This window comes from Devosia sp. (assembly GCF_014860165.1).
Lineage (GTDB): Bacteria > Pseudomonadota > Alphaproteobacteria > Rhizobiales > Devosiaceae > Devosia.
Map to the genome: position 1 here is coordinate 1 of NZ_JACZKG010000058.1, position 16,325 is coordinate 16,325.

18 protein-coding genes and 1 tRNA gene are annotated in these 16,325 nt (G+C 60.9%); 10 read left to right on the forward strand and 9 right to left on the reverse strand.

Going from position 1 to position 16,325, the window contains the following annotated elements:
* Positions 1 to 100 precede the first annotated feature (100 nt).
* The 6 genes from IH615_RS14015 to IH615_RS14035 all read right to left on the reverse strand — a co-directional run bounded on the left by IH615_RS14015 (position 101) and on the right by IH615_RS14035 (position 5,178).
* On the reverse strand, positions 101 to 805 hold the full coding sequence (locus IH615_RS14015) for a hypothetical protein (RefSeq protein WP_291362557.1): 705 nt from the start codon (positions 803 to 805) through the stop codon (positions 101 to 103).
* Complete coding sequence (locus tag IH615_RS14020) at positions 802 to 1,749, reverse strand: TraM recognition domain-containing protein (protein WP_291362559.1); 948 nt, start codon at positions 1,747 to 1,749, stop codon at positions 802 to 804. Before IH615_RS14020 ends, IH615_RS14015 begins: the two co-directional genes overlap by 4 nt.
* Positions 1,635 to 2,321, reverse strand: a complete 687-nt coding sequence (locus tag IH615_RS22265) for a helicase HerA-like domain-containing protein (protein WP_366485156.1) — start codon at positions 2,319 to 2,321, stop codon at positions 1,635 to 1,637. Before IH615_RS22265 ends, IH615_RS14020 begins: the two co-directional genes overlap by 115 nt.
* 242 nt (positions 2,322 to 2,563) lie before the next feature.
* Positions 2,564 to 3,139 (reverse strand): hypothetical protein, encoded by a 576-nt coding sequence (locus IH615_RS14025; protein WP_291362561.1) that lies wholly within the window; start codon positions 3,137 to 3,139, stop codon positions 2,564 to 2,566.
* 241 nt (positions 3,140 to 3,380) lie between these two features.
* A complete protein-coding gene (locus IH615_RS14030; protein WP_291362563.1) occupies positions 3,381 to 4,250 on the reverse strand; it encodes a hypothetical protein in 870 nt (289 codons plus the stop codon).
* Positions 4,251 to 4,305: 55 nt separating this feature from the next.
* Positions 4,306 to 5,178, reverse strand: coding sequence for a hypothetical protein (locus IH615_RS14035; protein WP_291362565.1), 873 nt, complete (start codon positions 5,176 to 5,178; stop codon positions 4,306 to 4,308).
* Positions 5,179 to 5,981: 803 nt separating this feature from the next.
* Between IH615_RS14035 and IH615_RS14040 the strand changes: the two genes are divergently transcribed.
* The 10 genes from IH615_RS14040 (at position 5,982) to iolG (ending at position 14,059) form a co-directional block, all read left to right on the forward strand.
* Positions 5,982 to 6,776 carry a hypothetical protein gene (locus tag IH615_RS14040; RefSeq protein WP_291362566.1) on the forward strand — a complete coding sequence of 265 codons (795 nt, stop codon included), beginning with the start codon at positions 5,982 to 5,984 and terminating at the stop codon, positions 6,774 to 6,776.
* Positions 6,777 to 6,904: 128 nt separating this feature from the next.
* Entirely contained in the window at positions 6,905 to 7,243 is a 339-nt protein-coding gene (locus tag IH615_RS14045) for a tyrosine-type recombinase/integrase (protein ID WP_291362569.1), read from the forward strand.
* Complete coding sequence (locus IH615_RS14050) at positions 7,243 to 7,836, forward strand: GIY-YIG nuclease family protein (RefSeq protein WP_291362571.1); 594 nt, start codon at positions 7,243 to 7,245, stop codon at positions 7,834 to 7,836. Before IH615_RS14045 ends, IH615_RS14050 begins: the two co-directional genes overlap by 1 nt.
* Before the next feature lie 117 nt (positions 7,837 to 7,953).
* A tRNA-Ile gene (locus tag IH615_RS14055) sits at positions 7,954 to 8,029 on the forward strand.
* Between the two features lie 125 nt (positions 8,030 to 8,154).
* The gene (locus IH615_RS14060; RefSeq protein WP_291362573.1) at positions 8,155 to 8,886 is read left to right on the forward strand and encodes a phosphotransferase; all 732 of its coding nucleotides are present in this window, start codon (positions 8,155 to 8,157) and stop codon (positions 8,884 to 8,886) included.
* A gap of 193 nt (positions 8,887 to 9,079) precedes the next feature.
* Positions 9,080 to 9,913: a TIM barrel protein gene (locus IH615_RS14065; RefSeq protein WP_291362574.1), complete on the forward strand. Its 834-nt coding sequence runs from the start codon at positions 9,080 to 9,082 to the stop codon at positions 9,911 to 9,913.
* A gap of 79 nt (positions 9,914 to 9,992) precedes the next feature.
* Positions 9,993 to 10,934 (forward strand): sugar ABC transporter substrate-binding protein, encoded by a 942-nt coding sequence (locus IH615_RS14070; protein WP_291362576.1) that lies wholly within the window; start codon positions 9,993 to 9,995, stop codon positions 10,932 to 10,934.
* 182 nt (positions 10,935 to 11,116) lie between these two features.
* On the forward strand, positions 11,117 to 12,142 hold the full coding sequence (locus IH615_RS14075) for an ABC transporter permease (RefSeq protein ID WP_291362578.1): 1,026 nt from the start codon (positions 11,117 to 11,119) through the stop codon (positions 12,140 to 12,142).
* Positions 12,143 to 12,165: 23 nt separating this feature from the next.
* The gene (locus tag IH615_RS14080) at positions 12,166 to 12,951 is read left to right on the forward strand and encodes an ATP-binding cassette domain-containing protein (protein ID WP_291362580.1); all 786 of its coding nucleotides are present in this window, start codon (positions 12,166 to 12,168) and stop codon (positions 12,949 to 12,951) included.
* A 70-nt stretch (positions 12,952 to 13,021) separates the two neighbouring features.
* Positions 13,022 to 14,059 carry an inositol 2-dehydrogenase gene (gene iolG, locus IH615_RS14085; protein ID WP_291362582.1) on the forward strand — a complete coding sequence of 346 codons (1,038 nt, stop codon included), beginning with the start codon at positions 13,022 to 13,024 and terminating at the stop codon, positions 14,057 to 14,059.
* A 147-nt stretch (positions 14,060 to 14,206) separates the two neighbouring features.
* On the opposite strand, the gene iolB is transcribed toward iolG, so the two are convergent.
* The 3 genes from iolB to iolE are packed head-to-tail and all read right to left on the reverse strand — an operon-like array spanning position 14,207 to position 16,166.
* Positions 14,207 to 15,007, reverse strand: a complete 801-nt coding sequence (iolB, locus tag IH615_RS14090; RefSeq protein ID WP_291362584.1) for a 5-deoxy-glucuronate isomerase — start codon at positions 15,005 to 15,007, stop codon at positions 14,207 to 14,209.
* Positions 14,952 to 15,206, reverse strand: coding sequence for a hypothetical protein (locus IH615_RS14095; protein WP_291362586.1), 255 nt, complete (start codon positions 15,204 to 15,206; stop codon positions 14,952 to 14,954). The genes iolB and IH615_RS14095 overlap by 56 nt, the downstream gene beginning before the upstream one ends.
* A 42-nt stretch (positions 15,207 to 15,248) precedes the next feature.
* Positions 15,249 to 16,166: a myo-inosose-2 dehydratase gene (iolE, locus tag IH615_RS14100; RefSeq protein ID WP_291362588.1), complete on the reverse strand. Its 918-nt coding sequence runs from the start codon at positions 16,164 to 16,166 to the stop codon at positions 15,249 to 15,251.
* Positions 16,167 to 16,325: the final 159 nt, after the last annotated feature.

Genomic DNA, 16,325 nt, shown 5'->3' on the forward strand with positions numbered 1-16,325 from the left:
CCCCACCCGCCCAGCTGACGTGGTGGCGGGGTCCGCCCAATGTGTTGCAATTTGAGCGGAACGAAGTGCCGACCTTCGCGATCAGATAACATGTGACCCGTCACGACCAAGGGGACTGAAATCTGAGAGGCCACCAGCGACGGGGATGGTTTGGCGCCGCCGGCATCTCGTAGAAACCTCTAAAATATCGGTCAAAACCGACCGCCGCCCACTTGTCGTACAGGTCCCTGGCAATTCTGCGATGGTCGTCACGCCTTCGCCGAAAAATGTCCGCCCCAGGCAATTCGATGCGGACCACGGCGTCAAGGAAGGCCTGACTGTCGCCGCCGTAGCGGCTCCCGCGCAGCGCCTGTTCGAGCGCCGCAGCGACCGGCGCCAAATGTAGAATGCTATTGTCGCGAATGCACTTGATCGCTCCGGCCAGGTCCCCCGCTAATCCGGAAGTCCCGATGTGCAAGTTGCGGTTGGGGCCTCGAACATCAGCGTCGTCGTACATGCTCAGTTCACCCAACAGTCCGCCAAGATAGTACTCAACCATCTTTTCCGGGGGATAGTCTGCTGCGACAAGGCCGACGCCCGGAAGAGTTTCCCGGTTCGTCTCACCGGGAAGGTTTGGCCCTGTGAACGCGTCGAAGCGCGGCAAGTTTAGGTGGTTGATTGGCAAATCGTGTTCGATGGCCACCAACGCATGGCCGGCCTCATGCATGATGACACAAACTGTGAACATTGACCGAAGTAGTTGCGTCTTCCTATCCATCGGCGTGACGAAGAAACTATCAAGAATATGAGTGTTTGATTTTGTCATTTCATAACATTAATTGTATCTTGTGAAACTGGTAGTTTTATTTGTGAGATGCGTGAAAGGCGTCCAGATATTTTTGTTTTTGTTCCGTATTTCTTGGAGATGAGATAGGACTCAGCCATCTTAAGTTCTTTGAAGTCGTCGGGAGAGACCACAAACTCCCGACTGCTCCTCGCTGAGCCAACGCCAGTTGCCACCCCTTCCACGACCTGGGCTGTTACCTCTACCTTTTGGAAGGTGCCGGAATATTGCGACGCCAACTCCGCATTCGTCGGCGAGTTGAGCTGGTGCACTATCAGAGTGTTCACCGAGGCCAGAACCTGGTTCAGGAAGGATGTGCCACCCGTCAAAACAGAGACTTCGAGATCCGCAAAGCTCTGCCCCGACAGAACAACGCGGGCGCCGTAGCTTCGGCCTTGGTTCACAAGATTCAGCACCTGCTGACCGACGAAGGTCGAAATCTCATCCAAAACAATCAGCCAAGGGCCGTCTCGCTGCGAGAGCGTATTACGCGCATCGTTTATGACGAGCTTGCCCAGTGCCTTGGATAGATCGGGGAAAGTCAGGGCAGGTAGCGCGAAGTATGCGACCGCACCCTCGTCCCTGGCCCGGTCCAGTTGAAGGACAGGAGCGCCGCCATAGACGTCAAAAAGATGAGCCGCCGACGATCGCGCCAGATTGCGGATGAGCGCGCGAAGTCCCTCAATTCCCTCATTTTCCGCGTTACCCTGATCGACAACTTCCGAGAGAAGGCTATCCGCATTCGGTATCGTCTTGGCGTGGCGCCGCACCGCCTTCACCATGGCTTTAACGGACATGAGCTCTTGAATGCTCAACAGGTTAACAGGTTCTCCGATCGCCAGCGCAACTTTGAAAACGGTCTGCATGTACCCTTTCGCCAACACTTGGTAGTAAGGCACGGACCATTCGTGCAGGGTGACCACCATGTCAGCGAGCGCCGAAAAATCCTTCGCCGTGAATGGATTATACGCGCACCCGCCGCCCAGCTCGTTTTCCGCTTGGTGAAAAGGTATGCCCGGCGCCCCATTTGCCTGGCATGTGCCACGATCTGGCGGCCAGTTTTTACGTCACCTTTCCCGTCCAAGATGAGCACCGGCAGACCACGATCGATATGTGACTCAATGAGGTTGAGCGTGGTCACTGTTTTTCCGCTCCCGGTCGTCCCGATCGTCAGCACGTGATTGTTCAAAGCACTATCAGTAATGAACGCAGGCGAACCCGTTCGCCAGTTCACGCCAACCAGGGTCTTGTCGCCTGATGCAGCCGGCAACCTCCCTGCTTTCTTTTTTGAGGATGAAGAGGCCGGGGCCGGGCGAACTCGGCGGCGAACGAGGTTCTTGGTCCCAGAGTTTGCTGCATCTTCAAACAAGAGTCGGGCAATTGCGCCTATGCCGACGCCGATGGAAGCGAGTGAAACCGCCGTCCAGGGGTCTCTTGCCAAGTCTAGCCAGGCATCTACCAGCGAATGGGCATCGAGGGTCTTGAGCGGCACATACATTCGATCGACCAGTGCCACGGCAACTGACTGTAGACGTCCGCTCGCGTAGAGAGCCAATGTCAGCAGCACGGAAAAGACGAAGCCAAGGGCACATGCAAGCAGTGATCCCGTGTACTAGGCAGCAACCCAAGGCAAGACGGCGGCTGCAATCCCTACCGGACCGAGAACCAAGGCCCCGACGAAAGCCACCAGCAGCTGAAAAACTAAGACAAAGTCTTCCGACGAGTTCGAGCCGTTCGAGGTCAATTGTTTTCCCCCTTCTGCGCAGCAGCGGTGCCGCTAGGGGTCCACTTGACGATCTTGATGTGAGAGCTTTCGCCTGCGATGCGGTGCACATATCCGCGCATGGTCTCGTCCGCGACGACGTACCAAACTTCGTCCAGTTCGAGGTTGGCCGCATGGCTGTCGATAATCTCCGCCAGTCTGCGGGGCGCCTTCTGGGTTAGCTCCAGCTCAATGCCGATTGTTGTGTTTTCGCGGCGGAGAAGCCCGTCGGGCACGTGAAACTCGCTAGCTCGATCAGGTCTACGCCACCGGTACTCGCGCTCGGTCTCAAACCGCGCGGCAAATTTCTTCTCCAGGTCCATGGCGAGATCAACAAGCTTGCTGTCATGGGAGTACGTGGCGGCTCGAATGCCCTTGACTGCCGGAAGAGTATCCCCGGCCAAGAGCCGCCCATTGTCGGTGACGAGAAGAGGACGAACATCAAAATGCGGCATCTCTGCGCGCTTCAAAATTCCTTCGTCCACCAGTTTCCGGACCCTGGCCGCAGCCGTGGAGAAATCAATCCCTCCCCAAAAACGGGCAACCTGAGCCACTGTCAAAAACCCGAAACGGTTTACACACCGCACCAACTCCAAGTCTCGTTCCGTCAAATTCACAAAGTTACTCCAAACAAAAAATACTCATTCCCCCAGCCCTGCTGCTTAGGCCCACCTGGTACCCACCCCGACCCCATGTAATCGTCCTTGATTGCGTGGGGTCGGGGTGGGTACCAGGCTCTGAAGGGCCGGAATCCAGGGCTCTAGGGGGGGAATGTCCCCACCCAAGGTGGGGACCCTATTGGGGATGGTGACTGGTGGGCTTGGTCGACAAGTCGAAGTCCACTTCGGTGGCGTCTCCGCTTCCTGAATGTGCGGGGCCGTGTCCTATCGCGTAGCCATCGGATTGATCGGCGTCGCCGCGCGAGCGGTCACGATTGGCGCGGTCTGAGGCCTCAGAAACGCTCTCTGGTAGGTCCGGCATCTGGCGAAGTCGACCGACCTGATCTTCGGCCTTTTCGGCATTGCGCTGCCGAGCTTCTCTTTCCGACTCCAAGATACCGATGAGACGGTCGCGTGACCCTGCCAGCTCCAAATGCGCCGCGATTTTCGAATTCTGATCCGCAACCAAACTGCGCAATTCGGACACGACGCCCACCGTTTCGGCGAGGGAGACGTCTTTCTCTTCGAGAACCGCATTCAGCTTGTCGATGCACGCCTGCCCCTCCAACAGTTGTTCATGCAATCCGTCTCTCTCAGCGCGCAATGTTTCCAGCTCGGTTGCAAGCTCCACAATTTCGGCCTGCTGGGCCAAATCGTGCGCAGTCATGATCTTCGCAAAAGCTGTCGATGAGCGACGTGTAAGATCGTCCAAAGCTGCACCGACTTCGTTCTTCAGGCGGGCGGCAGAGTCCAGGAGGCTAACAAAAGCGCTGTACACGCGCTCGGGTAGGACGGACGTGTCTATGTCGGGCGCTGCGATCTCGGCTTTGATTGAATCGGCCGCGAAGAAAGCGCCCACATATTTGTGCGCAGTACCCATGGAGCGCACGACGCCCTCATCAACAAGGCGCTGGCAGATCTCTGTGCGGCTTGGATTGGTACCGTTGGGTGCGCTTTCGAGGAGCTTTCGAATTTCTCCGAAGATCTTGTCGGGATCATACGCCATGGGCGCGTTCCAATTTTCGAGATGCCGAATTCCGGAATTCCGGAATTTCGGAAGTTCAGCGGCGGTAGCGCTCAGGCAGGTGCAGGAGGCTGCGGCGATCAGGGGCAGGGGAGCTTTCTGTCGGCGCGCGTGCGAGCGAGAGTTTGGACCCGCCGGGGTCGAACTGGACGAGACCGACATTGGGCAGGTGGTACTTTCGAACCAATGCGTCCGCCTCTGAGATGACCGCAGACGGTGCAACCAACCAATAGGTGTCGAAGAACGTCGACTCCCAGCCGACGCGCGCGAGAGCACGATACAATTCGTCAAGGCCCGGCTTAATGAACACGAACACACCGACAACCTCGATGGCCGCGTCAGTTCCTGTGTGGATTGCAACCAATGACGGAGAAACCGCCGCCGTCGTGCCCGGCCACCTTCTATATTTCACTGCCTGAACAGAATGCGGAGCGACCAGGCTTGGCATTTGATCTGCCACCGTCGTCAGTGCGTGATTCCGAGCCTTATGGCCTTCAACCAAAGCGGAAATATCGCCATCAGACTTAGCGCGTACTTCGTCCAGCACCCTGCGCAGGTCACGCACAGACCGGACGTTGCCAGGAGAGAATATGAGCTCGATGGCACGCTCGAGGTCGGTCTCAGAGATGCGCGAGAGCAGTTCCAGATGGGTATAGGGCCGGCTCAGTGCCAGCTGAAAGAACTCTGGTGGCAAGTGCGGGGAGTGAGTCAGCACAAATTCATAGGCGCTGCACATCTGGCGCAGTGCATGTTCTGGTTTGCCTGCTGCGACTGAGGCTTGCCCCCAAAATGTCATTCCCGTCGCCACGTTGCCGAGGTTGCGCCAACTGGCGATCGCCTCAGGCACTGCCCACCAATTTGGAGAGCGCGCCGCGTCTTTGAGGACAGAATCGATGCTACTTGCTTTCATACGTCCACAATAATGTGGACAAAGCAGTTTGCGCAACCCAGGCGCGCTGGTCGCTTCGAAATGGGTTAACCGCCGGGAAAGTGGGCTTGGCCAATTTGATAGGTTCGCGATCGATCGGCGGACCGGGTCAGGGGTCGGCGCAAGTTGTCGTGCCCAAGTCGCGCTACTCGCGACTTGGGACCCCACTCCGCCTCTTGCCTTGATCTGCCATGCCGGCTGTCGCGCCCTGCGCTCCAACCCGCCTTCGCTTAAGCTACGCCGGGCTGGGCTAGGATCGCGCCGGCCTGACAGCTCAACCCCTTCCCGCACCACTCCGCAATATCCGTGCGACCGGTTGAGGCGAGATTGTGTAGTCCTCGGAGCTGCTGTGGGGCACGATCAAAACTTCACACCAAACTTCACCCCTATGCAGGTGATTTTTGGGGTGAAGTTCCCATTCAATGGGGGGAACTTCGGTGCCTTCTCTCGAATTTTCGATTTTTCTTCACAAATGTTGACCCCTACGAGGAGCCGGGCGACCATTTTTGCATGCTGAATTTGAAAGATTCTTTTGCGATCCCAATCCTGCCGATTGACGCCCAGCGCGCCATGGTCGCGATAATTTCCTCTACGCGATCGACACCGATGCCAGAGAGTCTCATCACCCTGAAAGCCGCGGTTGCCATGCAAGAACTTGGTGGTCTCATATCCGTTAAAGCGCTCCGGACAGCGATCGAAAAGGGTGCTTTATTGGCTTGGCAACCCGGCGGTCCGGCCGGCACCGTCTACGTCACCCGTGCGTCCGTTCTTACTTGGATTTCAAAATGTCGCGTCGCTCCGAACCGCCCCACCTCTGGCTCCGTCCTGCCCGTTACAAGGCAGACGGCAAGCTATGGAAACGTGCGGTCTGGGTCATCGTCGACGGCGGACAAGAGCGCAGCACTGGCTGCGGCCTTGAAGAGCGCGCGGCAGCTGAGCAGGCGCTCGCGGAGTACATAGGCGACAAGCACGAGCCGTCCCGAAAGAAGGGCCAGGACATCTCTGAGATCCTGATCGCTGACGTTGTTGCGGTCTATATCCGGGACAAGATTAACGACCAGAAGCGCCCCGAGAAAGCTGCCGAGCGCTTCGTCCAACTCCTTGAGTGGTGGGGTACGAAATCCCTCGACGACATCAACGGTCGCTCCTGCCGGGACTACGTGGCGTACCGGTGTTCGATGCCCTGGAAAAGCGCCAGGCCCGACGTCACCGGCAAGCCGGCTCGCATGGTAACCGCTGCCGGCGCCAGGCGCGAGCTCGAGGATCTGCGTGCGGCCGTGAACTACCATCAATCCGAAGGCTATCACCGCGAGATCGTGAAGGTGACGCTCCCAGCGAAGTCGCCGCCACGGCATCGGTATCTGCGCCGGCCTGAACTCGCCATTATGGTCTGGATAGCTTGGCGCATGCGCGAGAACATGAAGATAGTGCGCGGCCCGAGAAAGGTCAGCCCGTGGTGTCCAGCAAGCGGCCGGCAAGGCACATCGCCAGGTTCCTGCTCGTTGGTGCGTATACCGGTACCCGCGCTGCGGCGATCGGTTCAGCAGCTTTCGAGCCGACACCGGGTTGCGGGTGGGTAGACCTGAAAACTGGTCTCTATTATCGAGCCGAGCAGGGTCAGATCGAGAGCAACAAGCGGCAGCCGACGATTCTACTTCCCCGACGGCTCCTCATGCACATCCGGCGCTGGAAACGCGCCAACCCGTCTATGAAATATGTCGTCGAGTACAGAGGGCGGGCCGTCGCCGAGGTTAACAAGGGCTTCGCCCGCTTGGTCGAGCTGGCTGGACTGGGCGCCGAGGTCGTGCCGCATACCCTCCGGCACACTTGCGCGACCTGGTTGTCCCAACGCGGGGCGTCCATGACCGACGCCTCGGCGTTCTTGGGGATGAGTCAGGCGATCTACGAAAAGACATACCGGCACCACTCACCGACGCTGCGGTCGCCGGGTTGGAACGCGCCGCCCATCTGGGAAATATTCGACCCGCAGTTTCATCCCAGCGAGATTATCGTTGACGACGGTTGGGTTGAGGAAGAGGCGGCGTGATGCTCACAGAGACAGAGAAGTCCTTCCTTCAGTCTCAGGGGCTCTCAGAATCTGATGTCTACGATGCGCGCGGCCAATCCTCCGCCTCTTGGAAAGCGGGGGTCAGAGTTGCAGGATTGTCCGTGGTGCTCGGTTCGCCATGCAACAACGGCGGCCATCGCCTACGCACACGGTCTGGTCACTGCGTTCAATGCGACACCAGCAAGCTCTCTTACCAAAAGCGCCACCACTCTGAGGGTTACGTCTACATCGCGGGTTCTCAGAAGGCTCAGGTCATTAAGGTTGGCACCGCTGTGGATATAGATCAGCGGGAGCGAAATCTGCGTGGGCAATCGTATGCTGGCATAAGCGATTGGACGATGCTGTTTTCGGTGAAGGTGGACGCTGGCGGCAAAATAGAAGGCGAGGTTCTCAGGGATCTCAACCGGATTGCCATATCGCGCGCCTACGAGAAGGACGGTCGGCAACAGGACGCTGGCGAAGTGTTGCGGACCGATTTCACGACTGCCTTGAATGCGATGTTCCGTGCGCTCAAGCAGGTCAAATTTGACGAGCCCTGGCGGTCGTCAGCCTGGTCCGAATACGATTGGTAGCGGCCGGAACATCTGTTCTGGGGCCCGGCGATGGCCCGGAGATAGCCGTGAACAGACAGTGATTTCGGGCAGGAGGCCCTTGCCCTCCACCGCCGGAAACCCTAGGAAAACCGGCAAGGGCCTATAGCTCAATGGTTAGAGCCGACCGCTCATAACGGTCTGGTTCCAGGTTCGAGTCCTGGTGGGCCCACCATCAAATTCGAGAGCGCGCTGGACTAGCCCAAGGCAGGCATTTACCGCCGGGCTGGTCCTGCGTTGTTCCCTAGCCTGTGATCAGGCTAGGCTGGGCGCTCGTCGGGTCGGTCGGGGATGTTGCCAGTGGGATGGGAAGCACTCGGGCAGTGGGGTGACGACGCAGTTTGCATCGAACCGCTTACCGGCGGCGTCGCCAATGATGTGCGGAGCCTGCGCATCAACGGGAAGCTCGCGGTCGGTCGCCTCGGCTCCAGGAGCGACGCGGATCTCGCGTGGGAAACCGGGCTGCTGCTGCATCTCGACCGTCACGGTCTGACCGTGCCCGTGCCCATCCCGACCATGGACGGCCGGTTGTTCGTGAATGGTCTGGTCGTCATGGAATATGTCGAGGGTGGATCGCCCGAAACGGAGGCCGACTGGCGCCGTGTCGCCGATACGCTCCGTGCTCTACATCGGCTGACGCAGGGCTGGCCGCAGCGACCGGGTTGGCGGTCGTCGACTGACCTGCTGCATGCCGAAACTGGCACCAGGATCGACCTTACGGCCATGCCGTCGGAGGGCGTGGCACGATGCCGCGCAGCATGGGCGCGGCTTGCCGGGCGCGCGACCTGCGTCGTTCACGGCGACGCCAATCCGCGCAATATCCGTATGACTGCGGACCGGGTTGGGCTGATCGACTGGGACGAGTCCCATGTGGATGTTCCCGACCTTGACCTGGAGCTACCGCACAACGCCGCTGATCTCGATCCTCGGGCGTGGGACATTGCGGAGCAGGCGTCGGCGGCGTGGGAGGCTGCTGTTTGCTGGGATGACGACTACTCGAAGGAGCGACTGGCCCAGGTCAGGGCCGTCTGAGTTCCGTTCGCCAGACATATTTGCCGTTCGATGTCCCGGTATCAGAGAATATTTGATCGGCACTTTCGGCCGCATCAGGTGTTTACGTCGACCGATTTTGGAATGAATATTCCGCGTTGACAATTACACGGAACCTGTGTTTCATCTCTGGCAAAGACCGGGCGGTTTCAAACCTGTTCGGCGTCGTGGGGAGATGTCGGCCTTGTTGCTCGATTTCGCGATCAATCACATGAGCGCGCCGCAGCTCATGCTTGCAGATTTCTTGTCCTTTGCTCGCGGTTTGCAGGTCCCGCGCGTGGAGATCCGCAACGATATTGCCGGCAATGCCATCCTCGATGGTACCGCGGCTCCAGAGGTCAGGCGGCTCGCCGCAGAAAATGATGTAGCGATCATTTCCATCAACGCCCTGCAACAATTCAACCATTGGTCCGCTACCCGCGCCAACGAAGCCGAAGCTCTCGTCGCCTATTGCGCGGAGAGCGGTGCGAAAGCGCTGGTGCTGGTTGCTGACAATACCGGCCAGGGCATCGACAGTGACGTTCGCGTTGAGAATGCGGTCGAGTCCCTGCACGGATTGCTGCCCATCCTGCGGCGGTTTGGTATCGTCGGCCTGGTTGAGTGCCTGGGTTTCGAAACGTGTTCGCTGCGCTCCAAGAAGGAAGCAGTCGCCGCCATCGACCGGGTCAATGGCCGCGATGTGTTCCGGCTGACGCACGATACCTTCCACCACCATCTGGCCGGGGAGCCGGGACTGTTCCCGGAACTGACCGGGCTGGTTCATATCTCCGGCGTCGATGACCCCGCGGTTGCGGTCGGCGATATGCGCGATGGCCATCGGGTGCTGGTGGGACCTGGGGATCGACTGGACAATATCGGCCAGATCGCGGCGCTGCGGCGGGGCGGCTACCGCGGGCCGCTGTCGTTCGAGCCGTTTGCCGAAGAACTGCGCCACCTGGCCGATCCGGCTGCGGCAGTGCGCAAATCCATGAATTTCGTCATCGACGGCCTCAAGGCGCGCGCCGCCTGAGACCAAGGCACTTCCCGATAGGGAATATCCGGAGAAAACGGGGGCGAAACCGGACGCCCGCTCTGTGGAGGAGAACGAAATGAAGAAGATCGCATTGGCCGCCCTGGCGACCACGATGTTGACGTCGGGCGCCATGGCCGAGACGGTCGGCGTTTCGATGGCGCTGTTTGACGATAATTTCCTGACCGTGCTGCGCAACGGCATCGAGGAATATGCCGGCACGCTCGAAGGCGTCGAAATCCAGATTGAAGACGCCCAGAATGACGTGGGCAAACAGCTCAACCAGATCCAGAACTTCATCGCCTCGGGCGTCGACGCCATCGTCGTCAATCCGGTCGATACCGATGCCACCGAAGCCATGTCCGCGCTCGCCGATCAGGCCGGCATTCCGCTGGTCTATGTCAACCGCCAGCCGGTCAACCTGGAAAACCTGCCCGACAACCAGGCTTTCGTGGCGTCCAACGAAGTGGACTCCGGCACGCTCGAGACCAAGGAAGTCTGCCGCCTGCTGACCGAGGCCGGCAAGACCGAAGCCAATATCCTGGTGATCATGGGCGAACTGTCCAACCAGGCTGCCCGCCAGCGCACCCAGGACATCCACGACGTGATCGCCACGCCGGAATGCTCGTTCATGAAGATCGTCGACGAGCAGACCTCCAATTGGCAGCGCACCCAGGCCGCCGACCTGATGACCAACTGGCTGTCGGCAGGGGTGGCATTCGACGCGGTCATTGCCAACAATGACGAGAGCGCCATCGGCGCCATCCAGGCCATGAAGGCCGCCGGGGTCGATATGGCCAGCGTCGTTGTCGGTGGTGTCGATGCCACGCAGGATGCCCTGGCTGCCATGCAGGCCGGCGACCTGGACGTTACCGTGTTCCAGAATGCCGCGGCGCAGGGCTCCGGGGCACTCGATGCGGCGCTGGCCCTTGCTCGCGGCGAAGCCGTGGAGCGCGAAGTGTGGGTGCCGTTCGAACTCGTCACCCCCGCCAATATCGGTGATTATCTGTCGGCCAACTAAGCGGCCGGCCGCATGACACAATCGGGGTGACGGCGACCTGCCGTCACCCGTCACAACTGCCCGCCCGCGCCGAATTTGGTCACGCGGGGCGAAATCCGGGCGTAGACTATAAGCCCGCGCCTGTGCCGCCATGCCCAGGCCGACCTTGCAGCAAATGGATGCGAAATCCGAAGGGGGAGATCATGGCAGAAGCGGCAACCGCAACCGGCACTGCTGGGGCGCCGGATAAGTCCAGGCGCCAGCGTCCGGCAGAGTTCAACGTCTTTATCGGGCTTATCCTGATCGCGCTGGTGTTCGAGGTGCTGGGCTGGATATTCCAGGGCCAGAGCTTCCTGTTCAATTTCCAGCGCCTGTCGATCATGGTGCTGCAGGTCTCGATCGTGGGCATTATCGCCGTGGGCGTGACCCAGGTCATCATCACCGGCGGTATCGATTTGTCGTCGGGTTCGCTGGTCGGCGCCACTGCGATGATCGCCATGAGTCTGGCGCAGGTTTCGACCCATGAACGGGCCGTTTTCCCGGCACTCACCGACCTTCCGGTCATCATTCCGGTCGCCGCGGGGCTCATATGCGGCCTGGCCGCCGGCCTCGTGAACGGGGCGCTGATCGCCTACACCAAGATCCCGCCCTTCATTGCCACGCTGGGCATGATGGTGACCGCGCGCGGCTTCTCCAAGTGGTACACCAAGGGTCAGCCGATCTCGTTCCCTACCGAGGGCTTTGCCTCCATCGGGGCGGGGATGAACCCGGTGCTCATCTTCATCATTGTCGCGGCGCTGTTCACGCTGATCCTGCGCTTCACCGTCTACGGCCGGCGTACTTATGCCATAGGCTCCAATGAGCAGGCGGCCCGGGTCTCGGGCATCAATGTCGAGCATCACCTGATGCTGGTCTATGCAATTGCCGGCGGTCTGGCGGCCCTTGCCGGCATCGTGCTGGCCGCTCGCGGTCTTACCGCCCAGGCCGGCGCCGGCGTGATGTATGAACTCGACGCCATCGCCATGGCAGTTATCGGCGGCACCTCGCTCTCGGGCGGCCGCGGTTCGATTATCGGTACCACGCTGGGCATGCTGATCTTCGGCGTCATCATCTCCGGGTTCACCTTCCTGAGGCTCGACGCCTACTACCAGGAGATGATCAAGGGCGCGATCATTGTCATCGCCGTGGTGCTGGACGTCTATCGCCAGCGCATGCGCGGCCGGTCCTGACCGGATCAGGGGAGGAAATCAACATGTCCGCTGACGATCGCAAAATCATCCTGCGCACCGAAGCCCTGACCAAGCACTATGGCGGCGTTCACGCGCTCGAGGCTGCCGACTTCATCCTGCGCGATGGCGAACACGTCGCCATCGTGGGCGACAACGGGGCGGGCAAGTCCACTTTCGTGCGCCAGATCACCGGCGTCGAACAGCCGACTTCGGGCAAGATCTTCTTTGATGGGCAGGAAGTCTCGTTCAAGAACCCGATCGAAGCCCGCGACCACGGCATCGAGACCGTGTTCCAGAACCTGGCGCTGGCCGACGACCTGGACGTGCCGTCCAACCTGTTCCTTGGCCGCGAGGAGACCTATTTCAACCTTGGGCCGTTCAGCATTCTCAATGAACGCTCTATGACCCAGAAGGCCGTTGGCGCGCTGCAGACGACGGGGGTCAAGATCCCCGACGTCAAGAACAAAATCCGGAACATGTCCGGCGGGCAGCGCCAATGCGTGGCCATCAGCCGGGCGGCGACCTTCGCCAGCAAGCTCATCATCATGGACGAGCCCACGGCAGCGCTCGGCGTGCAGGAAACCGCGCAGGTGGAAAACATCATCCGCGGCCTCAAGAAGCGCGGCATTCCGCTCATCCTGATCAGCCACAATCTGCGCCAGGTGCTCGACCTGGTCGACAAGGTCTGGGTCTGGCGCCGGGGCCGAATTGTCGGCGCCGTCGACCGCGACAAGACCGACGGCAACGAAATCGTCTCGCTGATCACGGGCGTCAAGTCCGGCATCGACGGTGAGGCGGCCTTCGTCTAAATCCTGCCTCCATCTCCCGACGTAACTTGCGGGCCGCCTTCAGGGCGGCCCTTATTTGAAGAGGACTATCATGACTGTTCGTTTCGGCCTGCTGGGCGCCGGCCGCATCGGCAAGGTGCATGCCAAGGCCATTACCGCGAGCCCAAAGGCCAAGCTGGTCGCAGTGGCCGATGCCTTCGAGAAGGCTGCCGCCGACCTCGCTGGCCAGTATGGCTGCGAGATCCGCACCATCGCGCAAATCCTGGCCTCTGATGATATCGACGCCGTGGTCATCTGCACGCCGACCGACACCCATGCCGACCTGATCGAGCAGTTCTCGCGCGCCGGCAAGGCAATCTTCTGCGAGAAGCCGATCGACCTCGACGTCGAGCGGGTCAAGGCTTGCCTCAAGGTGGTCGATGCCGAGGGCGCGACGCTGATGGTGGGCTTCAACCGCCGCTTCGACCCGCATTTCATGGCCGTGCGCGATGTGATCGCCAAGGGCGAGGTCGGTGCGGTGGAGATGGTGACCATCGTCTCGCGCGACCCCGGCGCGCCGCCGGTGGACTATATCAAGCGTTCGGGCGGCATCTTCCGCGACATGACCATCCACGATTTCGACATGGCGCGCTGGCTGCTGGGCGAAGAGGTCGACGCCGTGACGGCGCAGGCCTCGGTGCTGGTCGACAAGGCGATCGGCGAGGCGGGGGACTATGACAGCGTTTCGGTGATGCTCTCCACCGCCTCGGGCAAGCACGCCACCATCTCCAATTCGCGCCGCGCCACCTATGGCTATGACCAGCGCATCGAGGTGCATGGCTCCAAGGGCGCCGTCGCCGCCGAGAACCAGCGGCCGGTGTCGATCGAGATCGCCAATGCGGCCGGCTATACCCGCCCGCCGCTGCATGACTTCTTCATGACACGCTATACCGAGGCCTATGCCCGCGAAATCAGTGCCTTCATCGACGCTGTGGAGTCGAAGTCCCCGGCTTTGCCGAGCGGGCTGGACGGGCTGATCGCGCTGGCCATGGCCGATGCGGCGCTGAAGTCGGTGAAGGAGGGGCGGACGGTCAAGCTGAGTGAAGTGACCGGGGTGCTGGCGGACAAGAGCGTGTTCCAGGGGCGGTAGGAGGTCGTCGGCCCTAATGCCAATGGGGCCCCTCCAGCGTCATCACCCGGCTTGTCCGGGTGATCCATACTTCAGAGCGCGGGAAAGATGGATTGCCCGGACAAGCCGGGAAATGACGACCATACGAGACCTGGATAGGGACGCGGCCTAACTCAACAGCCACTCATGCTCGCGCGCATTGTGGAATTTCCACACCCGCCGCGGCCCGGCCATGACGTTGAGATAGTAGAGGTCGTAGCCCGCCGTGGTTCCCACCGGGTGGTAGCCCTTGGGGACCAGCGTCACGTCGCCATCTTCCACCGCCATGGCCTCGTCCAGGCTCCGGTCATCGGTATAGACGCGCTGGAAGGCAAAGCCCTGCGGCGGGTTCAGGCGGTGATAGTAGGTTTCCTCGAGCAGGCTTTCGTGCGGCAGGTTGTCCTGATCGTGCTTGTGCGGGGGGTAGGACGACGTATTGCCCTGGGGGGTGATGACCTCGACCACCAGCAGCGAGTGAGCCGCGCCATCGTCTTCGGGCATGATGTTGTAGACGTGGCGGACATTGGCGCCGCGGCCGCGGGTGATGCGGGGATGCGTGCCGGGCGCGATGACCCTGGCCGGGAAGTCGCCGCCGCCGGGCGCGGCGCAGACGGCCAGCTCGAGCACGGTGGTGGCATCGGCCACCCATTCGCTGCCTGATGGCACGTAGACGGCCCAGGGCGCGCCCTCGAAGGGGCTCATGCGCTCACCGATCTCGCCGAAATCTACACCATCCACTGATATCCGCGCCTTGCCGCTCACCAGCACCAGGCACAGCTCCTGCGTCCCGCTATTGCCGCCGGTCACCGTGCCGGCGTCGAGCCGGTGCAGGGCGAAGCCGACATAGGTCCAGCCGGCCGAGGCCGGGGTTACCTCATGAACGAGGCCCGTCTTCGCCTTCGGGCGGATTCGCAGGCGGGAGTTGCTCATCGGTCGTCCCCTCCTTGGGGAAGGCATAGAAGAAATTGTAGAGCGAATAGGCGAGGGCCGCGCCCACCAGCAGGCCCCAGAAGGGCTCGCGGTTCCACAGCCATTCCCAGGCGCACCACACCGCGAGGAACCCCGTAACGGCGACGCGCCGCCACAGGGGTCGAAACCAATTCAGGTCATTGGGCTTTAGAGCCAACACGGCATCCTCCTGGACATGTCTGGAGGGGTTCTACGGGAAAGCTCACCGGTTAGGAAAGCCCTGGGTTTCGACGGTGTAGCCGGCTGATGTCATGACGCGCATCAGTTCCTTGTAGCCGACCTGCGCCATGCGCAGGGGTGGATTGGGCTTGGGGTCCTGTTCTGCCTCAACGACGAACCAGCCTTCGTAGCCGTAATCGGCGAACTTCTGCACGATGGAGCCGAAATCCAGCGAGCCGTCGCCGGGGACGGTGAAGGCGCCCAGGGCTACGGCATCGAGGAAGGATTGCCTGCTGCGGTCGAGCTTGTTGATGACGTCCATGCGGACGTCCTTGACGTGCACGTGGTTGATGCGGGCGTGGTGATTGTCGATGGCGCGGAGCACATTGCCGCCGGCAAAGGCCAGATGGCCGGCATCGAGCAGCAGCGGGATGCCCTCGCCGGAATTCGCCATGAAGGCGTCGAGCTCGGCCTCGGTCTCGACCACGGCCGCCATATGATGGTGATAGCTTAGCGGCATGCCCTGCTCGGCGCACCATTCGCCGAACTGGGTGACCTTGCGGGCATAGGCCTTCATCTCGTCGTAGGCGAGTTTCGGCTTCTGCGCCAGCGGGATGTCCCGCTTGCCCTGGATGGAGCGGCCGACTTCGCCATAGACGATGCAGGGCGCGTCGACGGCCTTGAACAGCTCGATCATGGGCGCGATGCGGGCCTGATTGGCGGCGAGGTCTTCGTCGACCAGCGTGCCGGAAAACCAGCCGCCGCAGAGCGTCACGTCGGCGGCCTTGAGGATGGGGAGCATGACCGAGGGATCGTCGGGGAAGCGGCGGCCCTTTTCCATGCCGGTAAAGCCGGCCGAGCGCGACTGGCGCAGGCATTCCTCCAGCGATACGTCATCGCTCAGTTCAACGAGGTCGTCGTTCCACCACGCAATGGGGGACATGCCGAGTTTGGCTTTCAAGGTGTTTGCTCCAAGTTTTTTTGCCCACGGGGCCAGTTCATTTCGCGATGTCATCCCGGCGAAGGCCGGGATCCATGTCCGCGTATCGCCCCAGCTACTGTGTTTGCGGCGCTTGCCGGACCTGGATTCCGGCCTTCGCCGGAATGACCCAGTGGTTGG

Excerpts from the sequence above, each read along its gene's own strand:
- IH615_RS14015 (WP_291362557.1), bottom strand. The coding sequence starts at position 805 with ATGACAAAATCAAACACTCATATTCTTGATAGTTTCTTCGTCACGCCG.
- IH615_RS14020 (WP_291362559.1), bottom strand. The coding sequence starts at position 1,749 with ATGGTGGTCACCCTGCACGAATGGTCCGTGCCTTACTACCAAGTGTTG.
- IH615_RS22265 (WP_366485156.1), bottom strand. The coding sequence starts at position 2,321 with ATGTATGTGCCGCTCAAGACCCTCGATGCCCATTCGCTGGTAGATGCC.
- IH615_RS14030 (WP_291362563.1), bottom strand. The coding sequence starts at position 4,250 with ATGGCGTATGATCCCGACAAGATCTTCGGAGAAATTCGAAAGCTCCTC.
- IH615_RS14035 (WP_291362565.1), bottom strand. The coding sequence starts at position 5,178 with ATGAAAGCAAGTAGCATCGATTCTGTCCTCAAAGACGCGGCGCGCTCT.
- IH615_RS14040 (WP_291362566.1), top strand. The coding sequence starts at position 5,982 with ATGTCGCGTCGCTCCGAACCGCCCCACCTCTGGCTCCGTCCTGCCCGT.
- IH615_RS14045 (WP_291362569.1), top strand. The coding sequence starts at position 6,905 with ATGAAATATGTCGTCGAGTACAGAGGGCGGGCCGTCGCCGAGGTTAAC.
- IH615_RS14050 (WP_291362571.1), top strand. The coding sequence starts at position 7,243 with ATGCTCACAGAGACAGAGAAGTCCTTCCTTCAGTCTCAGGGGCTCTCA.
- IH615_RS14065 (WP_291362574.1), top strand. The coding sequence starts at position 9,080 with ATGTCGGCCTTGTTGCTCGATTTCGCGATCAATCACATGAGCGCGCCG.
- IH615_RS14070 (WP_291362576.1), top strand. The coding sequence starts at position 9,993 with ATGAAGAAGATCGCATTGGCCGCCCTGGCGACCACGATGTTGACGTCG.
- IH615_RS14075 (WP_291362578.1), top strand. The coding sequence starts at position 11,117 with ATGGCAGAAGCGGCAACCGCAACCGGCACTGCTGGGGCGCCGGATAAG.
- IH615_RS14080 (WP_291362580.1), top strand. The coding sequence starts at position 12,166 with ATGTCCGCTGACGATCGCAAAATCATCCTGCGCACCGAAGCCCTGACC.
- iolG (WP_291362582.1), top strand. The coding sequence starts at position 13,022 with ATGACTGTTCGTTTCGGCCTGCTGGGCGCCGGCCGCATCGGCAAGGTG.
- iolB (WP_291362584.1), bottom strand. The coding sequence starts at position 15,007 with ATGAGCAACTCCCGCCTGCGAATCCGCCCGAAGGCGAAGACGGGCCTC.